Below are 20,465 nucleotides of genomic sequence, written 5' to 3'. Positions count from 1 at the left end.
GTTGAGGGTGATAATGATAGCTGAATATCCCTATAGCAAAACAATTGAGTCGTTAACAGAAGAGTTGGAGACTTCACAAGAGGGATTGTCTCATCATCAGGTGAAAGAGAAGCTCTTACACTATGGCCCCAATGAGATAGAAGAAAAAAGGCACAATTATTTTGTATTGTTTATGACACAGTTTAAAAGTCCGCTAGTTTATATACTTATCATTGCAGCGGTACTCTCTTTTATTTTGCATAATCTGCATGAAGGATTGTTGATACTTGTCATTGTATTCATTAATGCATCGATCGGTTTCTGGCAAGAGCTCAAAGCATTGGTATCAATTAAATCATTAAAAAAATTTACTCAAAGCAAAACACAGGTCAAACGCGAAAATAGTACATATGCTATCCCATCATCAGAACTTGTACCGGGTGATGTCGTTATTCTGAGCGAAGGTGATGTGATACCTGCTGATATACGACTCACTGAAACACATGGACTGATTATTGATGAATCTGTTCTTACAGGCGAGTCCGTTCCGGTACAAAAAGATGCAAAACTTATTCTTCCGGAAGGAACACTCCCCTATGAACTGGACAATATGGCGCTCTCTGGTACAACCGTAACCAAAGGAAAGGGAGAGGGTGTAGTCACCGCTACAGGACAATACAGTTATTTTACTTCAATCGCTACAAAAGCAGTTGAGGAGTCACCTGATACACCGCTTAGCAAGGCATTGACGCACTTTAGCAAAAAACATATGTTCATGGTACTTTTTGTTATATTTATTACCGCGTTACTGGCTTTTGGGCAAGGAAGAGAGATCATAGAAATCATTTATCTGGTTATTGCCGAGCTAGTCTCTGCTGTACCTGAAGGACTTCCGATCGTTGTAACACTCGTATTGACCATAGGTGCCATGGCACTCAGTGTTAAAAAAGTTTATGTCAGACATTTACCTTCTGTTGAAACACTGGGAAGTACAACAGTGATCGCCTCAGATAAAACAGGTACGATCACAGAAGGAAAGCTTGAAGTAGAAGAGGTTTTCTCTTTACATGAGACCTTTACACAGACTATTTCAGCCCTTGCAAATGAGTCAGTTGCAGGTAAAGGTGATCCATTAGATACTGCTTTGGCACGCTGGCTTGGTAGTGAATACAAGAGTATTAGGGAGAAATATCCACGTGTCAATCTCTATCCATTCGATAGTAAATTCAGGCTTATGGCAAGTTCCAATATTGTCCAGAAAGAGCATAAGATCTTTGTAAAAGGTGCTCTTGAATCGCTCAAAGAGTTTGCTCTGAATATTGATGATTTTGAAAAGCTTCAGCGTGAACATAACAGTATGGCTTCTAATGGACTTAGAGTAATTGCTTTAGGGGTGGGTGAGTATAACACAGATGATATTGAACAATGGCAAATAGAGATCGTAGGCTTGGTTGGTTTTATTGATTTGCCAAAAGATGGCGTTAAAGAGGCAGTAACTTTAGCACAAAATGCCGGTGTTAAAGTGATGATGATCACGGGGGATGACCCTCTTACTGCTGCTGCAATAGCAGAATTAGTCGGTATCTATAAACAAGGAAATAGAGTAGTTACGGGTAAAGAACTTAATGATATGGATGATGAAACACTTACAACACTTTTACCACAAGTAAGCGTATGGGCACGAGTACTTCCGGAGCATAAATACCGTATTGTAAAAGCTTTACAGAAAAAGGGAGAGATCGTTGCTGTTACAGGTGATGGTGTCAATGATGTACCGGCACTTAAAGCTGCTGACCTTGGTATAGGCATGGGAAGCGGTACTGATGCAGCCAAAGCTACAGCCAAAATGGTACTGGGGAATAACAATCTTTCCGTAATCGTCGATGCAATCAAACAGGGGCGTACAATTGCCGGAAATATACGTAAGTCCATTTATTTTCTTGTATCTACAAGCCTTGATGAAGTCATACTTATCACTGGTGCGATCTTGATGGCATTGCCTTTACCTCTATACCCTGTGCAGATACTCTGGATTAATCTTGTAGCTGATAGTGCACTTGATAAAACTTTTCCTTTTTTAAAAGAGGAAGAGGATGTAATGAAAAAGCCACCAACCAAGATACACGAACATTTTTTGGACAAGGTACAGCTATTACGTGTGTTTTATGCTGCCTTAGTGATCAGTATGGGATCACTCTTTTTATATATCTGGATGATAGAACATTATAGCAAAGAGTGTGCAATCTCCACACTCTTTACATGCTTTATTATTGCTACCTGGATCAATGGTCTGCAGTCGCTCAAGGAGCATGAGCCTTTTTTAAAAAATATTAAAAGGTCACTACAGATCAATCCATACATCTTTTATGGAATTGGAATAGGATCAGCACTGCAGTTGACAGCCATCTATATTTTTCCCGACATATTCCATACAGAGCCTTTAAATTCGGATTCAATATTGATGATCACTTTACTAGCATTGTGGGTATTTGGCATGATAGAGCTAAGAAAATGGGGTGAATACTGGTGGAGAATACATCAAACCAAATAGATACTTATAGGTTTATGATAAAATTAATCAAGAAAGCTCACAAAAGAGGAAGGAATCTATGCCTGCAAAAAAAACCTCCAAAGATAGTCCAAAACTTCAAAAGTCCAAGATCGGTTTTGAAGATGTGGTAGGACATACCCATATTAAAGAACGTCTAAAATCCATCATTCAAATACTTAAAAATCCAAAAAAACTTGATATCTTTGAGATCCCTGCACCTAAGGGTTTGCTCCTTTATGGGCCGGTAAGTGTAGGGAAAGGGATGCTTGCAAAAGCATTTGCGTATGAATCAGGACTCTCTTATCTTGAAATATCTGGCTCCAAACTCTTTGATCTTGAGTATATCAAGCAGGTTTATGAAATAGCATCTAAACATGCACCCTCGATTGTGATCCTTGAAGATATAGATATCAAAGGACTCTTGCAAGGAGCGATCACCAATGTCTCTTTTTCAGATATTGCCAAAGTCTTGGAGTCTGTGAACAAGATGGTGTTTACCATCGCTACCTCTGAGACTCTTGAGGGAGTAGATCCTGTACTTACCGCACCTCAAAAACTTGATTTTTTACTTGAAGTATCTAAGCTCGATAAAGATGCAAGAAAATTCTTTATAGAGAAGATCTTACAAAAACCGCATGATCCCAATATTGATACGGAACGTATTGTACGTTACATCACAGGCATGAGTGCTATGGATCTGGAGAGGCTGGGACGTATGGCTGCGCTCAGTGTCATAGAGCAGGGTGGTAATGTGATCACTGAAGAAACCCTTATAGAACAGATCAATATCATCAAGTATGGTCATAAGATTGAGACAAAAATGGTTAAGAACCTTGAAGAAGAGATGAAAATGACGGCTTATCATGAGGCTGCGCATGCTATCCTCTCTGCATTGCTCCTGCCTCATATTAAGATCGAGCAGGTGACGATAAGCCGAAGAAGCAAGATGCTCGGATTTGTCTCTTACAATGCAGAAGATGATATGACAAATATCACTAAAGAAGAACTTTTCAATGATGTTTGTGTCTTAATTTCTGGCCGTTTGGCAAAAATGAAAAAAGCCGGTGAACACAAAATGGACAGTGGAGCGATAGAAGATCTGGCGCAAGCTTCTATCAATATTTATGCTGCGATTACCACTCTGGGAATGGACAAAGAACTTGGGTTTATCAATATAGAATCGATCGCATTGATGGATAGCTATTTTCTATCACAGCAGATCGAAAAACGTTTCCTCTTATGGATGAGTGAAGCAAAAGAACATACCCAAAAGCTAGTAGACAAACATTGGAAATTGATAGAAAAACTGGCAAAAGAACTGATCGAAAAAGAGATCGTAGAGAGTAGCGAGCTTGAAAAAATCATAGGGAAAACCAAGGTCTTAAACAAAATACCCGATAGTCTATGAAGCAGTTTAGCAATCAAAATCGTATCTCGCGCATTGGAGAAGTACTGAGACGAAAGCAGCCTGACCTGCAGATCATGTTGGATGATGTACAAAGTTCTCAGAATCTTTCAGCGATAATACGCAGCTGTGATGCAGCGGGAGTACTTAATCTATACTATACAGCAATATGTAATGATACCTTGAAAGTAAACAAAACAATTACCCAAGGTGCACATAGATGGTTAAGAAGAAAATATATTGCCACAGATGATAAGGTTACGTTTGTATCACAAAAAAAAGCTGAAGGTTATCAGGTAGTCGTGACGCATCTGGATGAAAATGCAGTCTCTTTTAGGTCAATGGATTATATCAAACCCACATTATTGATCATGGGAAATGAAAAAGAAGGGGTTTCTGATGAATTGTTAGCCATGGCAGATTATAAGATCATCATTCCTATGCAGGGTATGGTACAGAGTCTTAATGTATCGGTAGCTTCTGCACTCATTCTTTATGAAGCACAAAGACAGCGTGAAGCCAAAGGAATGTATGACACACCTTTATTAGATCCTCAGGAGCTTTCACAGATCAAAGAGGCGTGGTTATATCGTGATATTATTGCACGTAGATCAAAAGGTAAGATTAAGTTGCCTGAAGAGTAATGTGTGTTTAAGTATGTAAGATATTCCATCATCTCCTAAATTTTTGGAAATGATAGAATGATAGGATTATTTTAGTTTTCCATTTCCGTATTGTTCAAACAGATAATCGGTAATGATTTTAGCATCCTCTTGACTGATTAGATCAGCTTTAAATGCATGGATCATCTTATTAACCTTTTCTTCCCAGAACTCTCTAGACTGTTTTCCCTGGTTTATCATATAACCAAATGAGTGGCATGTAAGACAGTTAGCTTGTACGGTATCAAATCCTTTACCCATTTTGATAGGGAAAGCAATATATGGTACGGCTACATCCTCTTTTACCTGTGCAAAAAGAGGAGTAGAGACGATCATAGCAGCCAATAGTAGTTTTTTCATTGTATGTTTCATATTCATTTGATTACTCCTTATACCACTTCAACCGTTATTTCATCGATACCGTTGTATTTGTATCCACCGTGGTTCCATTTGATATCTTTTGCAAATGGTTGTTCATGACCGATATTGTTGATCGCTTTGGACATGATTGTCATCTTACCGTACTTGGTCGGTTTGAACCCAAATCTAAAGCTTCTGAATCCATAACGTCCCTGGCCTCCGTCATCAAGAATTGCATTTTCCCAGGTTTTACCTTCATCCAGTGAGATCAGTACCTCTCTGATACCGTGACCACTGTCAAATGCTACACCCCTGATAACAACCTGAGAATCATGGTTGAGTTTAGAGTTATTGGATGGGTATCCAATAACAGACTTAACATTCATTTTGGTAATTGGCTTTGTTGTTTTTGCTCTGTTTTCCGGTGTTTCACATTCACATTCGTTATCCGGTACACGGTATGCAACATCCATAAAGAAGAGACTCTTATATTTGTCTGTTACAGTAATGTTGCTAAGCATTTTTACCCAGCTGTCTGAATAATATCCAGGAATTACCAGTCTAACAGGATAACCGTTCAGGTATGGCAGGTCTTCACCATTCATTTCATATGCTACGATTACATGGTCATCCAGTTCATCGAGGTGTAATTCACGTACAAAGTTCGGTGTTTTGTAGTAAGCAGCATTATCCTGACCGTTAAATCCGATCCATGCAGCTTCTTTTTTGAGACCAGCTCGGTCTAGAAGGTCACTTAGACGTACACCTTTCCACTTGGCACAACCCATGGCACCGCTACCCCACTGGATACCGCCGGCAGTTGGTTGGAATGCTGATCGGCTGTTTCCGCCACATTGTAGTACAGCAGTTACTTCTACTTGTTCAAAATTATTTTTAAGTTCATCAAGCGTAATATGAAGCTCTTTATTTACAAGACCGTTGATATGTATTGTATAGTTTTTAGGATCTATTTTTGTAGGGATATCAGGCATGTGCCATCTTACAAAGAACTGATCATTCGGTGTGATAGGATAAGCAAATACATCTCTTGTAGATTCTAGCAATGGTGGTCTGTCTGAATAGGTGATCATCGGTCTTTTTTCAGGGAATGCAACTTCAGAGATTTCTCTGTTATCGATAGGTTGACGCGTTGTTCCGGCATTAAGACCCGTACTACCAAGTGCAGCAGCTCCTGCAGCAGAAAGCGCTGTTTTAATAAACGATCTTCTTTCCATAGGAATTCCTTTATAAAAAATATTTATCAAATATTTAAAATATATCAATTATATAAATTAACTTCAAATCATACATAATTTATGCTGAAATAAAGCACATCAGAATAATTATTTATGATAATATTTATAATTGTATCTGTTTGGCACCATGTAAAAGGTTTCATATTTATATTATACACAATAGATACACAATTTTTATATTATAATAGACAATAATGATTAAGAAAGGAGTTGACATGATAACAATCACAAAAAAATTAGGTTTAGTGGCAGCAATTTCTACAACTATGTTGTTCAATACAGGATGTACTCCTCAAGAAGAGGCATTCGCAGCAGGTGCTGCGACGGGTGTAGTGGTTGGAAGTATCATGAGCTCTAACCATCCATACTATTATGATAGACCTTATTATTATTATCGTGGTATCTATTATTATGGTGGTAGATATAATAACGGGTATTACTACTATAAAGGAAGAAGATTCTATGGAGGGCACTATTACTACAATGGTTACCGATACCATCAGCATAAACGTTATAGAGCGGTGACTGGAGAGTATGGATACTATAAGACTCGTAGAGACTATGAGCGAAGACACCGTAGATAAATATTAAATTGACTAATAAGGATTAGAGATGATGACAGGGACAAAAAAATTAGGTTTTATCGTAGCAATTTCTTCTGCTGTACTTTTAAATACAGGATGTACTCCACAAGAAGAGGCATTCGCAGCAGGTGCTGCGACTGGTGTAGTGGTTGGAAGTATGATGTCTTATGATTATCCATACTATTATGACAGACCGTACTATTATTATGGCGGTATCTATTATTATGGCGGTCGATATTATAACGGGTATTACTACTATAAAGGAAGAAGATTTTATGGAGGCCACTACTATTACAATGGTTATCGATACCATCATCGTAAACGTTACAGAGCAATAAACGGAGAATACGGATACTATCAAACACGTAGAGATTATGACAGAAGAGATTATTATAGAAGACCTTTGAGACAGACGAACACAATGACTCAAGATAGAACAAGAGAGCCAAATAGAATATATGACACTCAAAGAACAAGAGATCGAAATAGAATATATGATACTACTCAAAGCGTCCCTGTTAGAAAAACAAATACTGTGACCAGAGAGAGGACCAGAACATATGATACTCAAAGAACGAATGTACAAACCAGAGAGTATCAACGTCCAGTAGAAAGAACTAGAGTAAGAGAAAGAGTACAGACACAAGAAAACACAGATACTCAAGAAGAGAGATACAGAAGAGAACGATAGTTATCGATCTTTTGTTATCAAAATATTAGATTTCACGTGATTTAGCGTAAGAGAAGAAGGGGGAGATAGAACCTGCTTTGGCCGGTTTCTTTTTCTCCCTACAAATACAATTCGGCTGTGACAGCCAGGATACATCTTTTAAAAACTATACTCATATGACCTTATTTTTGTTGTTAGTTCTGCAGTGATCATTTCGCAAAAGAATTTAAAATCAGGTAAGTTCAAATTTGCCTCTCTTTGTTTTGTTCCCCACATCGGTTCAGGAAAGTAACTATCTTCTTTAAAGCGTGCCATGATATGCCAATGGACATGCGGTACATAATTCCCAAAACTTGCAATATTGATCTTATCAGGTCGATAGTATCCGATCATCTCTTTTTCGATAATATCCAATAGCTCATATATTTCATATTTTAAGTTATGGGGAAGCTCACTCATCTCCTTGTATGGCTCTTGTGTAAAGATCTTCAACCAAGGTATTTCACTCTCTTCAGTTTCGATTCTTATGAGTTCATTTTGATAGATAATTGACATTAGCGTATCCTTTTTAGTGTTGTTTTGCCTAATTTATATATTTTAGAAGCCTGTTTGCTTGTTTGTAACGGCGTGATGATCACATCAGCATGTTCTTTTGCGAAAGCTTCATCATAATTACTTCCGCTAAGATTCGCAGAAGTTGTATATGCCCACTTAAGGCGATTGAGAAGAAGAAGGTGATGTATATCTTGTATCAGTCGATATGAGTGGCCATTAGGCATGATAAATGTTGTTTTTTTACTTCTTCTGACCCTGTTATGATGCGTAGATGGAATGCGTGTGAAGCATTGAAGTATTTTTTGTGAATTGACAGCGGTGATATAGTGCTTGTAAGGTGGCCGCTGTTTGATCTGTGTAAGTCTATCAGCATTTTGAGATATAAATCCAATGGTGGTATCTGTCTGAGTAAGGAAAACCTTGTCTTTAAGCACTTTAGTATGACTCCGAAGTTTATTTATGATTATATCGTAATGGTCGTAAAGTTGGCAGTGAAGATAGTCTCTACTCTATAGAATAATATTAAAACTAGAAGGACAATCAAGTGTGATATAATTCGATAATTTTTCGTCAGATGATATAGGAGTGGGGGAATAAATGAACAATATACTAAGTGGATTAACAGCATCGATCATTGCACTTCCACTGGCAATCGCTTTTGGAATCTCAAGTGGACTTGGGGCCAGTGCAGGGATATATGGTGCGATCTTTTTAGGGTTTTTTGCTTCTTTGTTTGGTGGTACTAAAACTCAAATATCAGGACCAACTGGTCCTATGACTGTGATCTCTGCAACTGTGATTGCTGCTTTTGGGGCTAACTTGCCTTTGATATTTACAACATTTTTACTTGCCGGTCTATTTCAGGTGGCTCTAGGGCTTTTGAGAGTAGGTAAATTTGTAAGATTCATCCCTTATCCTGTCATCTCTGGGTTTATGAACGGTATCGGGATGATCATTATTTTATTGCAGATCAATGTAGCACTGGGACAAAATGCAAAATCTTCGATTCTTGAAGCATTGATAAGCATACCTCAAGCACTCGCATCAGTCAATTTACAAGCATTGCTATTAACATTGGTGACACTGGCAATCATCTATCTTGTACCTAAAAAACTCACTTCAATACTACCGTCTCCACTGATCGCATTGGTGCTTTTATCCGTTATCGCATATCTTTTTCACTTGGATGTATCTTATGTGAGTGATATACCTACAGGTCTACCGACGTTTGTAGAGTTTGGATTTGATATGGCTTCTATGTCATTTGTCCTTATTTCGGCGCTCACGTTAGCACTGCTGGGAACGATCGATTCTTTACTTACTTCTCTTGTTGCGGATTCTTTGACAAAAGACAAACATGATTCAAATAAGGAACTTATCGGTCAAGGTATAGGGAACGCAATTGCTTCTGTGTTCGGTGGATTACCGGGGGCAGGGGCTACTATGAGAACGGTAACCAATATAAAAAGCGGTGCTACAAGTAAAATATCCGGGATGTTCCACTCTGTCTTTTTACTTCTAATATTGTTAGTATTTGCTCCGCTGGCAAGCAAAATACCGATGCCGGTACTTGCAGGGATACTTATCAAGGTAGGTTTTGATATTTTTGATTATAAAATGTTGAAACAATTGAAGATACTCCCTAAATATGATATTTCTGTCATGATGATCGTATTTGTTCTTACTGTTTTTGTAGATCTTATCGTTGCTGTTGGTGTGGGTGTCGTACTCTCATCATTCCTCATTATCCATAGATTGATCCAGGAGACTGAAGTGGATATCTCTGGAGGGGAAACAGAAGAAAATAAAGATGACAGGATGGTCAAAGACGGTATAGTCAGGATTGTCAATATCAAAGGTCCTTTTTTCTTTGGTTCTACTTCATATATTCTTGATAGAGTAGACAAGATTTATGATGTTAAAAATGTGGTTTTGGATTGTAGTTTGGTATCTTTTATGGATCTCTCAGCGATCTATGCACTAAGTGAAAGCATTGAGAAGCTGAAAAGCAGTGGAATTGAAGTCTATATCGTCGCTGATGATACAAGAAAAGAGAAGTTGATCAAGCTGGGTATTGGTGAGTTTGTCAATATCCAGAATATCAATGATACACAGTTAGGTGCTTTAAGACGTATTAAGGAAAAGGAACTTGCCTCACTCGCTTAATTACTAAATAATGGATGTCTTTTGTCGTGATATTCATACATTGGACTAAATGTTTAAACTTTTAGTCCAAGAACCTGCACAACAGAACATAACCCTTCATGATGTTTCCCTTCGGAAAGTTCCCGTTCTGTCTCTTGACCTATGATAAAGTCTAAATCAAACAACTCTTCTTTAAGAGACTTAAGGGACATGAAAAGTTCTTTTTGTGACGGAGGAGGGCCGCCGGTTCCACTCATTTCAGGTTGACGTGGTGTAAACCCTTCCAAGATAAATACCCCATTTTGTTTGAGTGCTCCTTGTACTTGTTTATGAAGTTTTATTCTTATTGCAGGCGGTACATGCGCAAAGATAGAGACGATCCCATCCCAGCATGGCTCTCCTAGATCAAAATGGCCTAGGTCAGATACGATCGTTTCGATCTCTACAGCATTTTTCTCTGCTAAAGCCTTAGCCTTTTGAAGACCTATTTTGGATTGGTCTACTGCTGTAACTTGATAACCTTGCATAGCAAGGAAAACGGCATTTCTTCCTTCACCTTCAGCCAAACAGAGGACTTTACCCCCTTTGGGAATATGATGATAATTATCTTTCAAAAAATCGTTCGGATTGGTTCCATATACAAACTCGGCTTGATCATATCGTTGATCCCACATGTTGAAGTTCCTTTCATAGGTATCTGGTTTCTGGAAGTATATTACAAAAGTATAAATATTTGTAAAAATGTATTTGTTTTGTTTGAGTTATGTAGCATATAAAGTAAATGTTGCAATAATTCCACAATTTTATTTTATAATATGAAAAATATTAATAGCAGGATAGATAATGAAAAAAGTAATGATATCAGCAATTGTATGCGCGAGTTTATATCTTCCGGTACAACTCTCTGCTGGGTCTCTTGTAGAACAAGTTATAACACAAGTAGTGTTAGGTGTATTTGACAAACCGCGCTATCAAGACAAAAGACCATACTATTTCTATAATAATAAATACTATTATGGCGGTGAAATGAGAGAAGGATATTACTATTATGACGGTAAAAGGTTTTATGGAGGACGTTATTATGAACAAGGTTACTATGACCAGTATCAGAGAAATTATAGTTTGTTTGATAAACCGAGGTATCAAGATGACAGACCATACTATTTTTATAACAATAAATACTACTATGGCGGCGACTGGAGAGATGGATACTATTATTATGACGGTAGAAGATTAGTCGGTGGCAGCTATTATAAACAAGGGTATGTTGGACAGTATGGAAGAGATATCAAGAATCCGAATTATAAAAAAGGTTACTATGAACATAACAAGCATTATCTAGGTGAACATCAACATGACTACTATGATGATAAAAGTTATTATGATGAAAAACCTCATAAGCATAAAAAAGAAAAGTCACACAAAAAATCTAAAAATGATAATAAAGGTAAGAAGTAAAAAAAGATTAATTAGTAGGTTATGGGGGAAGTAGGTTACACCTTCTTGGTGTAACCAGATAAACCTTATGCTAAATAGTCTTGGATCGCTTTAGGCTCAAGATCTCTACCGTGTTCTTTAAGTTCTTTTATCGCAAGTGCAGTAGCACGTGCTGCTGCAATCGTCGTAAAGTAAGCGACATTATTGCTAAGTACAGACTGTCTGATAGTTTTTGCATCATCTTTACTTGATTTGTTGTCACTTGTGTTGATCGCAAGTGCAATTTCGCCATTCTTGATCATATCATCCACGTTTGGACGGCCTTCAGAGATTTTTAGTACTTTTGTTGATGGCACACCTGCCGCTTCAAGTGCTGCATGTGTTCCTGAAGTTGCTACGATCTCAAACCCAAGATCAACAAACATCTTACCGATCTCACCAGCCTGTGGCTTATCTACTTCTGTTAGAGAGAAGAAGAGTTTACCTTCTAGTGGGATATTGTTCTTACTTGCAAACTGGCTTTTTGCAAAAGACATACCAAAGTTATCGCTTATTCCCATAACTTCACCGGTAGACTTCATTTCAGGCCCAAGGATCAGGTCTGAACCAGGTAGCTTGTTGAACGGGAATACCGCTTCTTTAACTGCAACGTGGTTTTTGAGGTTTGGCTCCATGATCTTCTTATCAAAGTTTACTACATTAAATGTATCGTAGTATTTGAGTGCTTCTTTAAGATCACCTTGAATCATTACTCTTGTAGCTACTTTTGCCAATGGTACACCTGTTGCTTTTGAAACAAACGGTACTGTTCTTGAAGCTCTCGGGTTAACCTCGATCAGATAGATCTCACCTTTGTGGATCGCATATTGGATATTCAGTAGTCCGATTACTCCGATACCAAGTGCGATCTGAGCTGTTTGCTCTTTGACTTTTTCCTGAAGTTCTTCAGAGATACTAACCGGAGGAAGTGAACATGCCGAGTCTCCTGAGTGAATACCTGCTTCTTCAATGTGCTGCATGATCGAACCGATGTAGACATCTTTACCGTCACAGATCGCATCAACATCAAGCTCTACTGCACTATCAAGGAACTTGTCGATAAGTACAGGTGCATCATTGGATACGCTTACTGCCTCATCCATATATTGTCTAAGTTCATTATCAGAGTATACTGTACGCATACCACGTCCACCGAGAACGAAACTAGGGCGTACTAGTACAGGATAGCCGATACGGTTAGCGATAGCCATTGCCTCATCTTTTGCAAATGCTGTACCGTTATCAGGCTGCTTAAGACCAAGTTCATTGATGAATGTAGAGAATTGCTCTCTATCTTCAGCCAGATCGATCACCTTAGCAGGTGTTCCGGCGATATTTGCACCGATTGCCGTAAGGTTTTTAGCTAGTTTCAGAGGTGTTTGTCCACCAAAGTGTACGATAACACCATCTGGTTTTTCAACTTCAATCACGTTTCTAACATGTTCGAAATCTATTGGCTCAAAGTAGAGGATATCAGAAGTATCATAGTCAGTTGAAACTGTCTCAGGGTTACAGTTATACATGATCGACTTCATACCCATATCTTCGATGGCAAATGCTGCATGTACACAACAGTAGTCAAACTCGATACCTTGACCGATACGGTTAGGACCACCACCGATCACAAGTACTTTTTTGTCTTCACTTGCAGGAGCTTCTACTGTCGGAAGCTTTGTAATATTCGTTGTCGAATAAAGGTATGGTGTCAATGCCTTGAACTCTGCTCCACAGGTATCTACTTCGTTATATTCAAGTGCTACACCTTGTTTCTCTCTGGCAGTATAGATATCGTTCTCAGTAAGGTTCAGACCTTCTTTTTTGTTGATGATCTCAGCGATCATTGCATCGCTGAAGCCCTCTGATTTGGCAGCTCTTAGTCTAACAGCATCATTAAGCATAGCGACATCCATTGATTTCTCAGTAGCTGCCATCTCTTCAAACTGATAAAGGAACCATTTATCGATCTTACATAGGTCATAGATCGCATCAACAGTCATACCGCGTTTAAGACCTTCGTAGACATAAAGCATACGTTGATCATTTGGTCTTCTGATTTCACGTACAAGCGTTTCACCGTCACAGTCCATCGATTTAAAACCTGTAAGACCCGTTTCAAGTGAACAAAGTGCCTTTTGGAATGACTCTTTGAACGTTCTTCCCATAGACATTACTTCACCGACAGACTTCATACCTGTAGTCAACGTAGAGTTTGCATTAGGGAACTTTTCAAAAGTAAATCTTGGAATCTTGGTTACAACGTAGTCAATAACCGGCTCAAAACTTGCAGGAGTTCCGGTGATATCGTTAGTAATCTCATCAAGTGTAAATCCTACGGCAAGAAGTGTTGCTACTTTTGCAATAGGGTAACCTGTCGCTTTGGAAGCCAATGCCGATGAACGGCTTACTCTCGGGTTCATTTCGATGACGATCATACGCCCTGTCTCAGGATTGATAGAGAACTGAACGTTTGATCCACCTGTATCAACTCCGATTTCACGAAGGATCTTGAAAGATGCATCTCTCATGTTTTGATACTCTTTGTCTGTCAAAGTAAGAGCAGGTGCAACAGTGATACTGTCTCCCGTGTGTACACCCATAGGATCAAAGTTTTCGATAGAACATACGATGATACAGTTATCCTCTTTATCACGGATAACCTCCATCTCGTACTCTTTCCACCCAAGCATTGATTCCATGATCTCGATTTCATTGATCGGGCTTGCCTCAATACCTGCTTTTGCAAGATCTTTAAATTCTTCCATGTTGTATGCTACACCGGAACCACCACCTGCAAGTGTAAAAGAGGCTCTACTGATCACAGGGAAACCGATCTCTTTTGCCACTTTTATCGCTTCATCAACACTGTAGGCATTGGCACTTTTCGGTAGATCCATCCCGATCTTGATCATTGCTTCATTAAAAAGGTGTCTATCTTCACCTTTTTTTATCGCTTCCGGATTCGCTCCCAGGAACTCTATACCATCAAGCATTCCTTTTTCATGCATACTCATTGCAACGTTCAGTGCAGTTTGCCCACCCATTGTCGGGAGTATTGCATCAACTTTCTCTTGTTTGATGATCTTGGAAACCACCTCTTCAGTGATAGGTTCGATATAGGTTCTATCTGCAAACTCAGGGTCTGTCATGATCGTAGCAGGGTTTGAGTTGATAAGAACAACTCTGTAGCCTAGCTCTTTTAGCGTTTTAGCAGCTTGTGTACCAGAGTAGTCAAACTCACATGCTTGACCAATAACGATTGGTCCTGAACCGATAAGTAATATAGTATTGATATCATTGCGTTTTGGCATGGAAAGATCACCTTATTGGCAGGGTATTTATACCCTATTTTTTAGGATATTATTATATCCAAAGAGCCAAAATAAGGGCTTAAAAAAGGTCGAGTTGATCGTTGTTTTGTTCAGGAATATAACGTTCTTTTTGTTTTTTTATTTTTTTCTCTATTTCTTTCTCTTCTGTAGGTGTCTCTGGCTCTACTATATCATCTTGGGTCTGATCGATACGTTTAGGTATACTGGAGACAACTGTTTTCTTTTCTTTTTCATTTTCGAAGTATGGTTTTGAAGCATTGTTTTCGATCGTTTTAGGTACGGTATAGTAGTTTTGTTTCAAATGTGTATCATTACCGTCATAGTTTTCAGTGAGTGTTGCTTTGGCATCATTGATAAGGAAAAATGTTTTTGGATGGAAGATATCACTATATGTCTTGATATATGCCACTTTATATGAGCTGTGAAGTTCAGTTTTTGTGACGATCCCTACAGGAATATTTTCAAAGAAAATTGCATCCAGTCCGGAAGTAACAACCGTGTCTCCCACCTTTATCTCATACCATTTAGGGATAAATTTGATCTGCATCTCATTTTGCTGTAAGCCTTCAGCAATGCCGGGTGCTTTGTTTGGACCTATAAAGACTGAAAAACGGCACATTTTGTCTGAAGTAAGGTAACCAAAAAGTTGATTGTTCTTTACCTGGGCAATACCAGCTACCACATTTTTTTGTATCAAACCGTAGAGTTTGTTTTGTCTTAGGTTCTTAGGCATTGTAAGCAATATTTGTGAAAAACTGTTGAGTTTTACATAAGAGATCGTATCTGTGATAGAAATATTTTGTACAGGATAACGTTCCAGTGATGGCAGTACACTATAGATATCTTTTACCTGTTTGATATAATGTGTCTGTTCCAATAGATGTTGTCTGAGTATTCTATTTTCTCTAGCAAGTTTCTCAATAGATTCTTTTTGAAAAATATAGCTTTGACTCTTATCCTCAATATCCTGTGTAAAGTTCTTATAATGTTGTTTGAGAGGATTTATAATATTGATAAGCGTATTGGTGATACGCTCATCATTTCTTGTAAGAAGTACTGTCAGGATCAGTAACAGTATGACAATGATAACAAGTCTAGTCTTCATAAGATGTTTGTTGTAGTAGGTCTATCTCTTCGAGTGCTTTTCCTGTTCCTTTTGCAACAGCCAAAAGTGGTTCTTCTGCGATAAATACAGGTAGTTTTACAGCATCAGATAGATATTTGTCCAATCCTCTGATCAGTGCACCGCCTCCTGTAAGAACGATACCGTTTTCTACGATATCACCTGCAAGTTCAGGTGGAGTCTCTTCAAGAACAGATTTTAATGCATCTGCAATCTCTTCAAGTGAAGGTTTCATCGCTTGTCTTATATGCTCGGAGGTGATTTCTATTGAAGTTAAGCTACCGTCTACCTGGTCTCTACCTCTCACTGTCGTAGTCAGTTCTTCATCCAGTGGGATTGCTGTACCGATCTTGATCTTAAGGTCTTCTGCAACACGATCACCGATAAGAAGGTTAAAGTTCTTTTTGATGTAATCAACGATAGCCTGATCCAGATTGTCTCCGGCTACACGGATAGATTTACTGAGAACAAGACCACCCAATGAAGTAACACCGATCTCGGTCGTACCACCACCGATATCTACTACAAGGTTACCATTCGGGTCTTTCACAGGCAATCCTGCACCGATAGCTGCAGCCATAGGCTCTTCTATCAAGTATACATATCTTGCACCTGCGCTAAGTGCAGAGTCTTTTACCGCACGTCTTTCAACCTGTGTCAGGCCATACGGTACACAGATAATGATACGCGGTGAAAGGAAGCCTTTTCTCTTGTGCGCTTTTTCGATAAAGTAACGGATCATCATCTCAGTCACTTCAAAATCTGCAATAACACCGTCTTTCATAGGACGGATCGCTTTGATATTTCCCGGTGTTTTACCCACCATCTCTTTTGCTTCCTGTCCTACAGCCAAAATACGTTCTTGACCATGTTTGTCGTACTGTATTGCAACGACTGAAGGTTCATTGATAGCGATACCCTGTCCCTTCACAAGTACAAGCGTGTTTGCAGTTCCCAAGTCTATCGCCAGGTCATTGGAAAACATACCTAATAATTTTTTAAACATCTATTTCTTCCTTCCGGTTTTCTTTATGCAGTTTTTTTATTTTTGATATAAACAGGTTTGGCACCTTCGCTTACGACATCTTCTGTGATCACAACTTCATATCCCTCAAGTTCTGGAAGTTCGTACATGATATCTAGCAATATCTCTTCCAGGATCGAACGCAAACCACGTGCTCCGGTTCTTCTATCGATCGCTTTTTGAGCAATGAGCTGCAATGCTTCATCTTCAAATGTCAATTTCACATCATCAATAGCAAAGAGTTTTTGATATTGGTTCACCAGTGAGTTTTTAGGTTCAACCAGGATACGTACCATTGCTTCTTTAGTGATTTTGCCTAGCGTAGCAAAGATATGTAAACGACCGATGAGTTCCGGAATGATCCCGTAGGATACCAGATCATCAGATTCAACAAGATGCAAAAGGTCTTCACTTTCCATCTTTGAACGTTTTTCCTGACCAAAGCCTAAAGTATTACCACCGATTCGTCTTTTTATGATATCACTCAATCCATCAAATGCCCCACCGCATACAAAAAGGATGTTGGTGGTGTCTATTTGAATGAAATCCTGGTTAGGGTGTTTACGCCCACCTTTTGGCGGGATATTGACCACTGAACCTTCGATAAGCTTCAGTAAGGCCTGTTGTACACCTTCTCCTGATACGTCGCGTGTGATAGAACGGTTTTCTCCCATACGTGCGATCTTATCGATCTCATCGATAAATACGATACCTTGTTCAGCAAGTTCAACATCACCGTCAGCAGCCATTAAAAGCTTTGTAAGGATATTCTCTACATCTTCCCCGACATATCCTGCTTCAGTGAGGTTGGTCGCATCGGCGATAGCGATAGGTACATTCAGAAATTTTGCAATAGTTTGTGCTAAAAGTGTTTTACCTGATCCTGTCGGTCCGATTAGAAGTACATTGGACTTTGAAATTTGTGTATCATCTTCTTGATCTATATCTCTAAAAATACGTTTATAGTGGTTATACACAGCTACTGAAAGTGTCTTCTTCGCTTCTTCCTGACCGATGACATAGTCACTGAGCATCTCATACATCTCTTTTGGTGTATAAAGCGTATGAGCGATCTCGGCACTGCTTATCTCCTCTTGTTCCTCTTCACCAAAAAGGATCTTATAGGCAGAAATAACACAGTTTGAACAGATATATATCCCTTCACCTGCGATCAGCGGGTTTTCCATACTCTCTGTAGCATGACAAAAACTACATTCTTGTTTATTTGACATTCTCATTCCTTGTAAAAGGTATTCCTCTTTTAGAAGCTTGGATAAACTCACAGAGTTGTCTGACTTTTGCTGAATCAGTACTTTCAAGCAGAGATGCTGCTACTTCTTGAAGAGGCTGTCCTTGTTCAAAAAGTTCTCTATAAGCTGATTTCAGTGCGTTGATATCCTCGCGATCCATAGCACGTCTAAGCCCTGTAAGGTTTAGTCCACGTAGGGTTGCACGGTTTCCTTCGGCTAAACAGAATGGTGGGATGTCCTGTGATAGAGCAGAAGCTCCACCGATCATAGCAAAGTCACCGATATGAACAAACTGGTGAACCGGTGTAAGCCCACCGATCACAACATGATTTCCAAGCTCAACATGTCCTGCCAGTGTCGCACCGTTGGCAAGGATACAGTTGTCACCGATAATTACATCATGTCCTAAATGTACATACCCCATAAAGAGGTTACCGTTTCCCACTCTTGTGACAGAGCCACCGCCTTCAGTTCCCGGATTAAAAAGAGTAAACTCACGGATCGTATTGTTATCACCGATGATGAGTTGAACCTCTTCACCTTTGAATTTAAGATCTTGCGGGACAGTACCGATCGCAGTATGGGAAAAGATACGGTTGTTTTTCCCGATTGTGGTGTCTCCCTCGATCACAGCATGTGCTGCAATGGAAGTACCGTCACCGATCTTTACCTTTGGACCGATGTACGCATAAGGGCCGACTGTGACATTTTCTCCAAGCAGTGCACCATCTTCTATAATAGCTGTTGGATGAATATTTGACATCTACTCTGATCCTACTTGTCTACGATCATAGCTTTAAGCTCAGCTTGAGCCACTAGCTTATCGTCAACATAGGCTTTCCCGTCCAGGTTCCAAACCGCACCTTTGTTTTTGATCACTTCAAGTTTGTATACAAGTTGGTCTCCCGGTGTTACGGGTGCACGGAATTTTGCTTTATCGATGCTCATAAAGTAAACAACTTTTTCAGTGTTGCTTGCTTTTTCTTCATCGCTCATACTTTCAAATGCAAGTACACCACCGGCTTGAGCCATACCTTCAATGATCATTACGCCCGGATAGATAGGGTGATCAGGAAAGTGCCCTTGAAATACAGGCTCAGCAATAGTGATATTTTTGTATCCCACGATAGATTTTCCCGCTTCTAGCTCCGTGATTCTGTCAACTAGCAAGAAAGGGTATCTATGTGGTAATATCTTTTGAATTTCTGTTACGTTGTATAGCAAAATAAACCTCAGTTATTAAATTTCGTAATATTCTATCGAAGTAATGCTAAAAGGTCTATTAGGCTGAAACCAGCTATGGCTTAGCTGGCTTTATGGGTTGTAAGCCAGGAAGAGAGTGAGGGGAGCGTATCCAGGGGTTTTGGCTCGCTTTTGACCACTTCTGCAAAGCTTTTGACACCCATCGAGAGTAGATACTGAAGGTTATCATCAAAGGTAGCTTCTTCGATCACATAGATGTTGTCCTTATGTACTTCAAACATATATCCGCCATTAGGGATAGGGGACATAGAAAGCGTTACAGTGTAGTGGTCTTTGATGATACTCTCTTTTTGCGAATACATCAGCCCGATATTGTATCCTTCATTGGCAAACCCTTTGATCACTACGACAAGAACACGGTTTTCTCCCTCTTTGGAGGAGTTGAAGATGTTGATAAGGTCTTTGATCGTCTTATAGCCGGGTAGCTTTGTCAATAGTTTTTCAAAGTAACCGATAAGTCTTGTCTTTATCAGGAGTCCCATAAAGTATAAAAGAAGTACGAAAATCCCCAAAGCCAGTAAAAACCACAAGAACTTGTGGTGTTCAGGAGTAAACCCGACAGTTTTGAACATCCAGCCTACAAATAGGTCGACCTTACCGTACATCCAGAGGATCAAGACAACAAAGATCGTGATGGGAAGTAGTCCAAAAAGTCCCTGTAGTACGGTATGTGTGAAGTGTTTGAGCGGGGTGTTGTTCATTATCCTCTTCCTTTAGATATATTTAGTCGTATCATATCATATTTGCTCGGTTTAATATTTTTCTATATTTCAATATAGATGCGAATAAATAGAACTAGCTGATAAAAAAGAATTAAAAATGAAAGTTTATAT

19 protein-coding genes are annotated in these 20,465 nt (G+C 39.1%); 7 read left to right on the top strand and 12 right to left on the bottom strand.

All coding sequences use genetic code 11. The features are described from left to right. Positions 1-13 precede the first annotated feature (13 nt). Genes PGH07_RS05590 through PGH07_RS05580 form a run of 3 tightly spaced genes read left to right on the top strand, consistent with a single transcriptional unit; the run spans position 14 to position 4,579 of the window. Positions 14-2,530 (top strand): cation-translocating P-type ATPase, encoded by a 2,517-nt coding sequence (locus PGH07_RS05590; protein WP_289413284.1) that lies wholly within the window; start codon positions 14-16, stop codon positions 2,528-2,530. A 58-nt stretch (positions 2,531-2,588) separates the two neighbouring features. After that, entirely contained in the window at positions 2,589-3,938 is a 1,350-nt protein-coding gene (locus PGH07_RS05585; RefSeq protein ID WP_289413282.1) for an AAA family ATPase, read from the top strand. Beyond that, the gene (locus PGH07_RS05580) at positions 3,935-4,579 is read left to right on the top strand and encodes a TrmH family RNA methyltransferase (protein WP_289413278.1); all 645 of its coding nucleotides are present in this window, start codon (positions 3,935-3,937) and stop codon (positions 4,577-4,579) included. Before PGH07_RS05585 ends, PGH07_RS05580 begins: the two co-directional genes overlap by 4 nt. A gap of 66 nt (positions 4,580-4,645) precedes the next feature. On the opposite strand, the gene PGH07_RS05575 is transcribed toward PGH07_RS05580, so the two are convergent. After that, the gene (locus PGH07_RS05575) at positions 4,646-4,975 is read right to left on the bottom strand and encodes a sulfite:cytochrome C oxidoreductase subunit B (protein WP_289413275.1); all 330 of its coding nucleotides are present in this window, start codon (positions 4,973-4,975) and stop codon (positions 4,646-4,648) included. A gap of 11 nt (positions 4,976-4,986) precedes the next feature. After that, positions 4,987-6,192, bottom strand: coding sequence for a molybdopterin-dependent oxidoreductase (locus PGH07_RS05570; protein ID WP_289413272.1), 1,206 nt, complete (start codon positions 6,190-6,192; stop codon positions 4,987-4,989). A gap of 236 nt (positions 6,193-6,428) precedes the next feature. Between PGH07_RS05570 and PGH07_RS05565 the strand changes: the two genes are divergently transcribed. After that, a complete protein-coding gene (locus PGH07_RS05565) occupies positions 6,429-6,797 on the top strand; it encodes a hypothetical protein (protein WP_289413270.1) in 369 nt (122 codons plus the stop codon). A gap of 28 nt (positions 6,798-6,825) precedes the next feature. Then, entirely contained in the window at positions 6,826-7,488 is a 663-nt protein-coding gene (locus PGH07_RS05560; RefSeq protein ID WP_289413269.1) for a hypothetical protein, read from the top strand. A 138-nt stretch (positions 7,489-7,626) separates the two neighbouring features. Here PGH07_RS05560 and PGH07_RS05555 read toward each other — a convergent pair whose 3' ends face one another. Next, the gene (locus PGH07_RS05555) at positions 7,627-8,022 is read right to left on the bottom strand and encodes an HIT family protein (protein ID WP_289413267.1); all 396 of its coding nucleotides are present in this window, start codon (positions 8,020-8,022) and stop codon (positions 7,627-7,629) included. Next, complete coding sequence (locus tag PGH07_RS05550; protein WP_289413265.1) at positions 8,022-8,456, bottom strand: Sua5 YciO YrdC YwlC family protein; 435 nt, start codon at positions 8,454-8,456, stop codon at positions 8,022-8,024. The genes PGH07_RS05555 and PGH07_RS05550 overlap by 1 nt, the downstream gene beginning before the upstream one ends. 163 nt (positions 8,457-8,619) lie before the next feature. Between PGH07_RS05550 and PGH07_RS05545 the strand changes: the two genes are divergently transcribed. Further along, positions 8,620-10,188, top strand: a complete 1,569-nt coding sequence (locus PGH07_RS05545) for a SulP family inorganic anion transporter (protein WP_289413262.1) — start codon at positions 8,620-8,622, stop codon at positions 10,186-10,188. A gap of 53 nt (positions 10,189-10,241) precedes the next feature. Here the strand turns inward: PGH07_RS05545 and PGH07_RS05540 are convergent, their stop codons facing one another. After that, the gene (locus PGH07_RS05540) at positions 10,242-10,841 is read right to left on the bottom strand and encodes a class I SAM-dependent methyltransferase (protein WP_289413259.1); all 600 of its coding nucleotides are present in this window, start codon (positions 10,839-10,841) and stop codon (positions 10,242-10,244) included. A 169-nt stretch (positions 10,842-11,010) separates the two neighbouring features. Here PGH07_RS05540 and PGH07_RS05535 point away from each other — a divergent pair, with 169 nt between their 5' ends. After that, complete coding sequence (locus PGH07_RS05535; RefSeq protein ID WP_289413257.1) at positions 11,011-11,625, top strand: hypothetical protein; 615 nt, start codon at positions 11,011-11,013, stop codon at positions 11,623-11,625. A gap of 65 nt (positions 11,626-11,690) precedes the next feature. Here PGH07_RS05535 and carB read toward each other — a convergent pair whose 3' ends face one another. From carB to PGH07_RS05500, 7 genes are all read right to left on the bottom strand, one after another. Further along, on the bottom strand, positions 11,691-14,951 hold the full coding sequence (gene carB, locus PGH07_RS05530; protein WP_289413255.1) for a carbamoyl-phosphate synthase large subunit: 3,261 nt from the start codon (positions 14,949-14,951) through the stop codon (positions 11,691-11,693). A gap of 79 nt (positions 14,952-15,030) precedes the next feature. Continuing rightward, positions 15,031-16,077: a rod shape-determining protein MreC gene (gene mreC, locus PGH07_RS05525; RefSeq protein ID WP_289413253.1), complete on the bottom strand. Its 1,047-nt coding sequence runs from the start codon at positions 16,075-16,077 to the stop codon at positions 15,031-15,033. Continuing rightward, positions 16,067-17,101 carry a rod shape-determining protein gene (locus PGH07_RS05520; RefSeq protein WP_289413251.1) on the bottom strand — a complete coding sequence of 345 codons (1,035 nt, stop codon included), beginning with the start codon at positions 17,099-17,101 and terminating at the stop codon, positions 16,067-16,069. Before PGH07_RS05520 ends, mreC begins: the two co-directional genes overlap by 11 nt. A 23-nt stretch (positions 17,102-17,124) precedes the next feature. Next, on the bottom strand, positions 17,125-18,351 hold the full coding sequence (gene clpX, locus PGH07_RS05515) for an ATP-dependent Clp protease ATP-binding subunit ClpX (RefSeq protein ID WP_289413249.1): 1,227 nt from the start codon (positions 18,349-18,351) through the stop codon (positions 17,125-17,127). Then, the gene (gene lpxA, locus PGH07_RS05510; protein WP_289413247.1) at positions 18,341-19,132 is read right to left on the bottom strand and encodes an acyl-ACP--UDP-N-acetylglucosamine O-acyltransferase; all 792 of its coding nucleotides are present in this window, start codon (positions 19,130-19,132) and stop codon (positions 18,341-18,343) included. The genes clpX and lpxA overlap by 11 nt, the downstream gene beginning before the upstream one ends. Positions 19,133-19,143: 11 nt before the next feature. Further along, a complete protein-coding gene (fabZ, locus tag PGH07_RS05505) occupies positions 19,144-19,593 on the bottom strand; it encodes a 3-hydroxyacyl-ACP dehydratase FabZ (protein ID WP_289413246.1) in 450 nt (149 codons plus the stop codon). An 80-nt stretch (positions 19,594-19,673) separates the two neighbouring features. After that, positions 19,674-20,333 carry a DUF502 domain-containing protein gene (locus PGH07_RS05500; RefSeq protein WP_289413245.1) on the bottom strand — a complete coding sequence of 220 codons (660 nt, stop codon included), beginning with the start codon at positions 20,331-20,333 and terminating at the stop codon, positions 19,674-19,676. Positions 20,334-20,465: the final 132 nt, after the last annotated feature.

It is taken from the genome of Sulfurovum zhangzhouensis (assembly GCF_030347965.1).
Taxonomy (GTDB): domain Bacteria; phylum Campylobacterota; class Campylobacteria; order Campylobacterales; family Sulfurovaceae; genus Sulfurovum; species Sulfurovum zhangzhouensis.
The sequence above is the reverse complement of the archived record's forward strand: the minus strand, read 5'-3'. Positions and strand labels throughout refer to the sequence as shown.

Coding starts and splice junctions, on each gene's coding strand:
- PGH07_RS05535 (WP_289413257.1), top strand. CDS start 11,011: ATGAAAAAAGTAATGATATCAGCAATTGTATGCGCGAGTTTATATCTT.
- PGH07_RS05570 (WP_289413272.1), bottom strand. CDS start 6,192: ATGGAAAGAAGATCGTTTATTAAAACAGCGCTTTCTGCTGCAGGAGCT.
- PGH07_RS05555 (WP_289413267.1), bottom strand. CDS start 8,022: ATGTCAATTATCTATCAAAATGAACTCATAAGAATCGAAACTGAAGAG.
- PGH07_RS05585 (WP_289413282.1), top strand. CDS start 2,589: ATGCCTGCAAAAAAAACCTCCAAAGATAGTCCAAAACTTCAAAAGTCC.
- mreC (WP_289413253.1), bottom strand. CDS start 16,077: ATGAAGACTAGACTTGTTATCATTGTCATACTGTTACTGATCCTGACA.
- PGH07_RS05575 (WP_289413275.1), bottom strand. CDS start 4,975: ATGAATATGAAACATACAATGAAAAAACTACTATTGGCTGCTATGATC.
- PGH07_RS05520 (WP_289413251.1), bottom strand. CDS start 17,101: ATGTTTAAAAAATTATTAGGTATGTTTTCCAATGACCTGGCGATAGAC.
- carB (WP_289413255.1), bottom strand. CDS start 14,951: ATGCCAAAACGCAATGATATCAATACTATATTACTTATCGGTTCAGGA.
- PGH07_RS05500 (WP_289413245.1), bottom strand. CDS start 20,333: ATGAACAACACCCCGCTCAAACACTTCACACATACCGTACTACAGGGA.
- PGH07_RS05545 (WP_289413262.1), top strand. CDS start 8,620: ATGAACAATATACTAAGTGGATTAACAGCATCGATCATTGCACTTCCA.
- clpX (WP_289413249.1), bottom strand. CDS start 18,351: ATGTCAAATAAACAAGAATGTAGTTTTTGTCATGCTACAGAGAGTATG.
- PGH07_RS05565 (WP_289413270.1), top strand. CDS start 6,429: ATGATAACAATCACAAAAAAATTAGGTTTAGTGGCAGCAATTTCTACA.
- PGH07_RS05540 (WP_289413259.1), bottom strand. CDS start 10,841: ATGTGGGATCAACGATATGATCAAGCCGAGTTTGTATATGGAACCAAT.
- PGH07_RS05560 (WP_289413269.1), top strand. CDS start 6,826: ATGATGACAGGGACAAAAAAATTAGGTTTTATCGTAGCAATTTCTTCT.
- lpxA (WP_289413247.1), bottom strand. CDS start 19,132: ATGTCAAATATTCATCCAACAGCTATTATAGAAGATGGTGCACTGCTT.
- PGH07_RS05580 (WP_289413278.1), top strand. CDS start 3,935: ATGAAGCAGTTTAGCAATCAAAATCGTATCTCGCGCATTGGAGAAGTA.
- PGH07_RS05590 (WP_289413284.1), top strand. CDS start 14: ATGATAGCTGAATATCCCTATAGCAAAACAATTGAGTCGTTAACAGAA.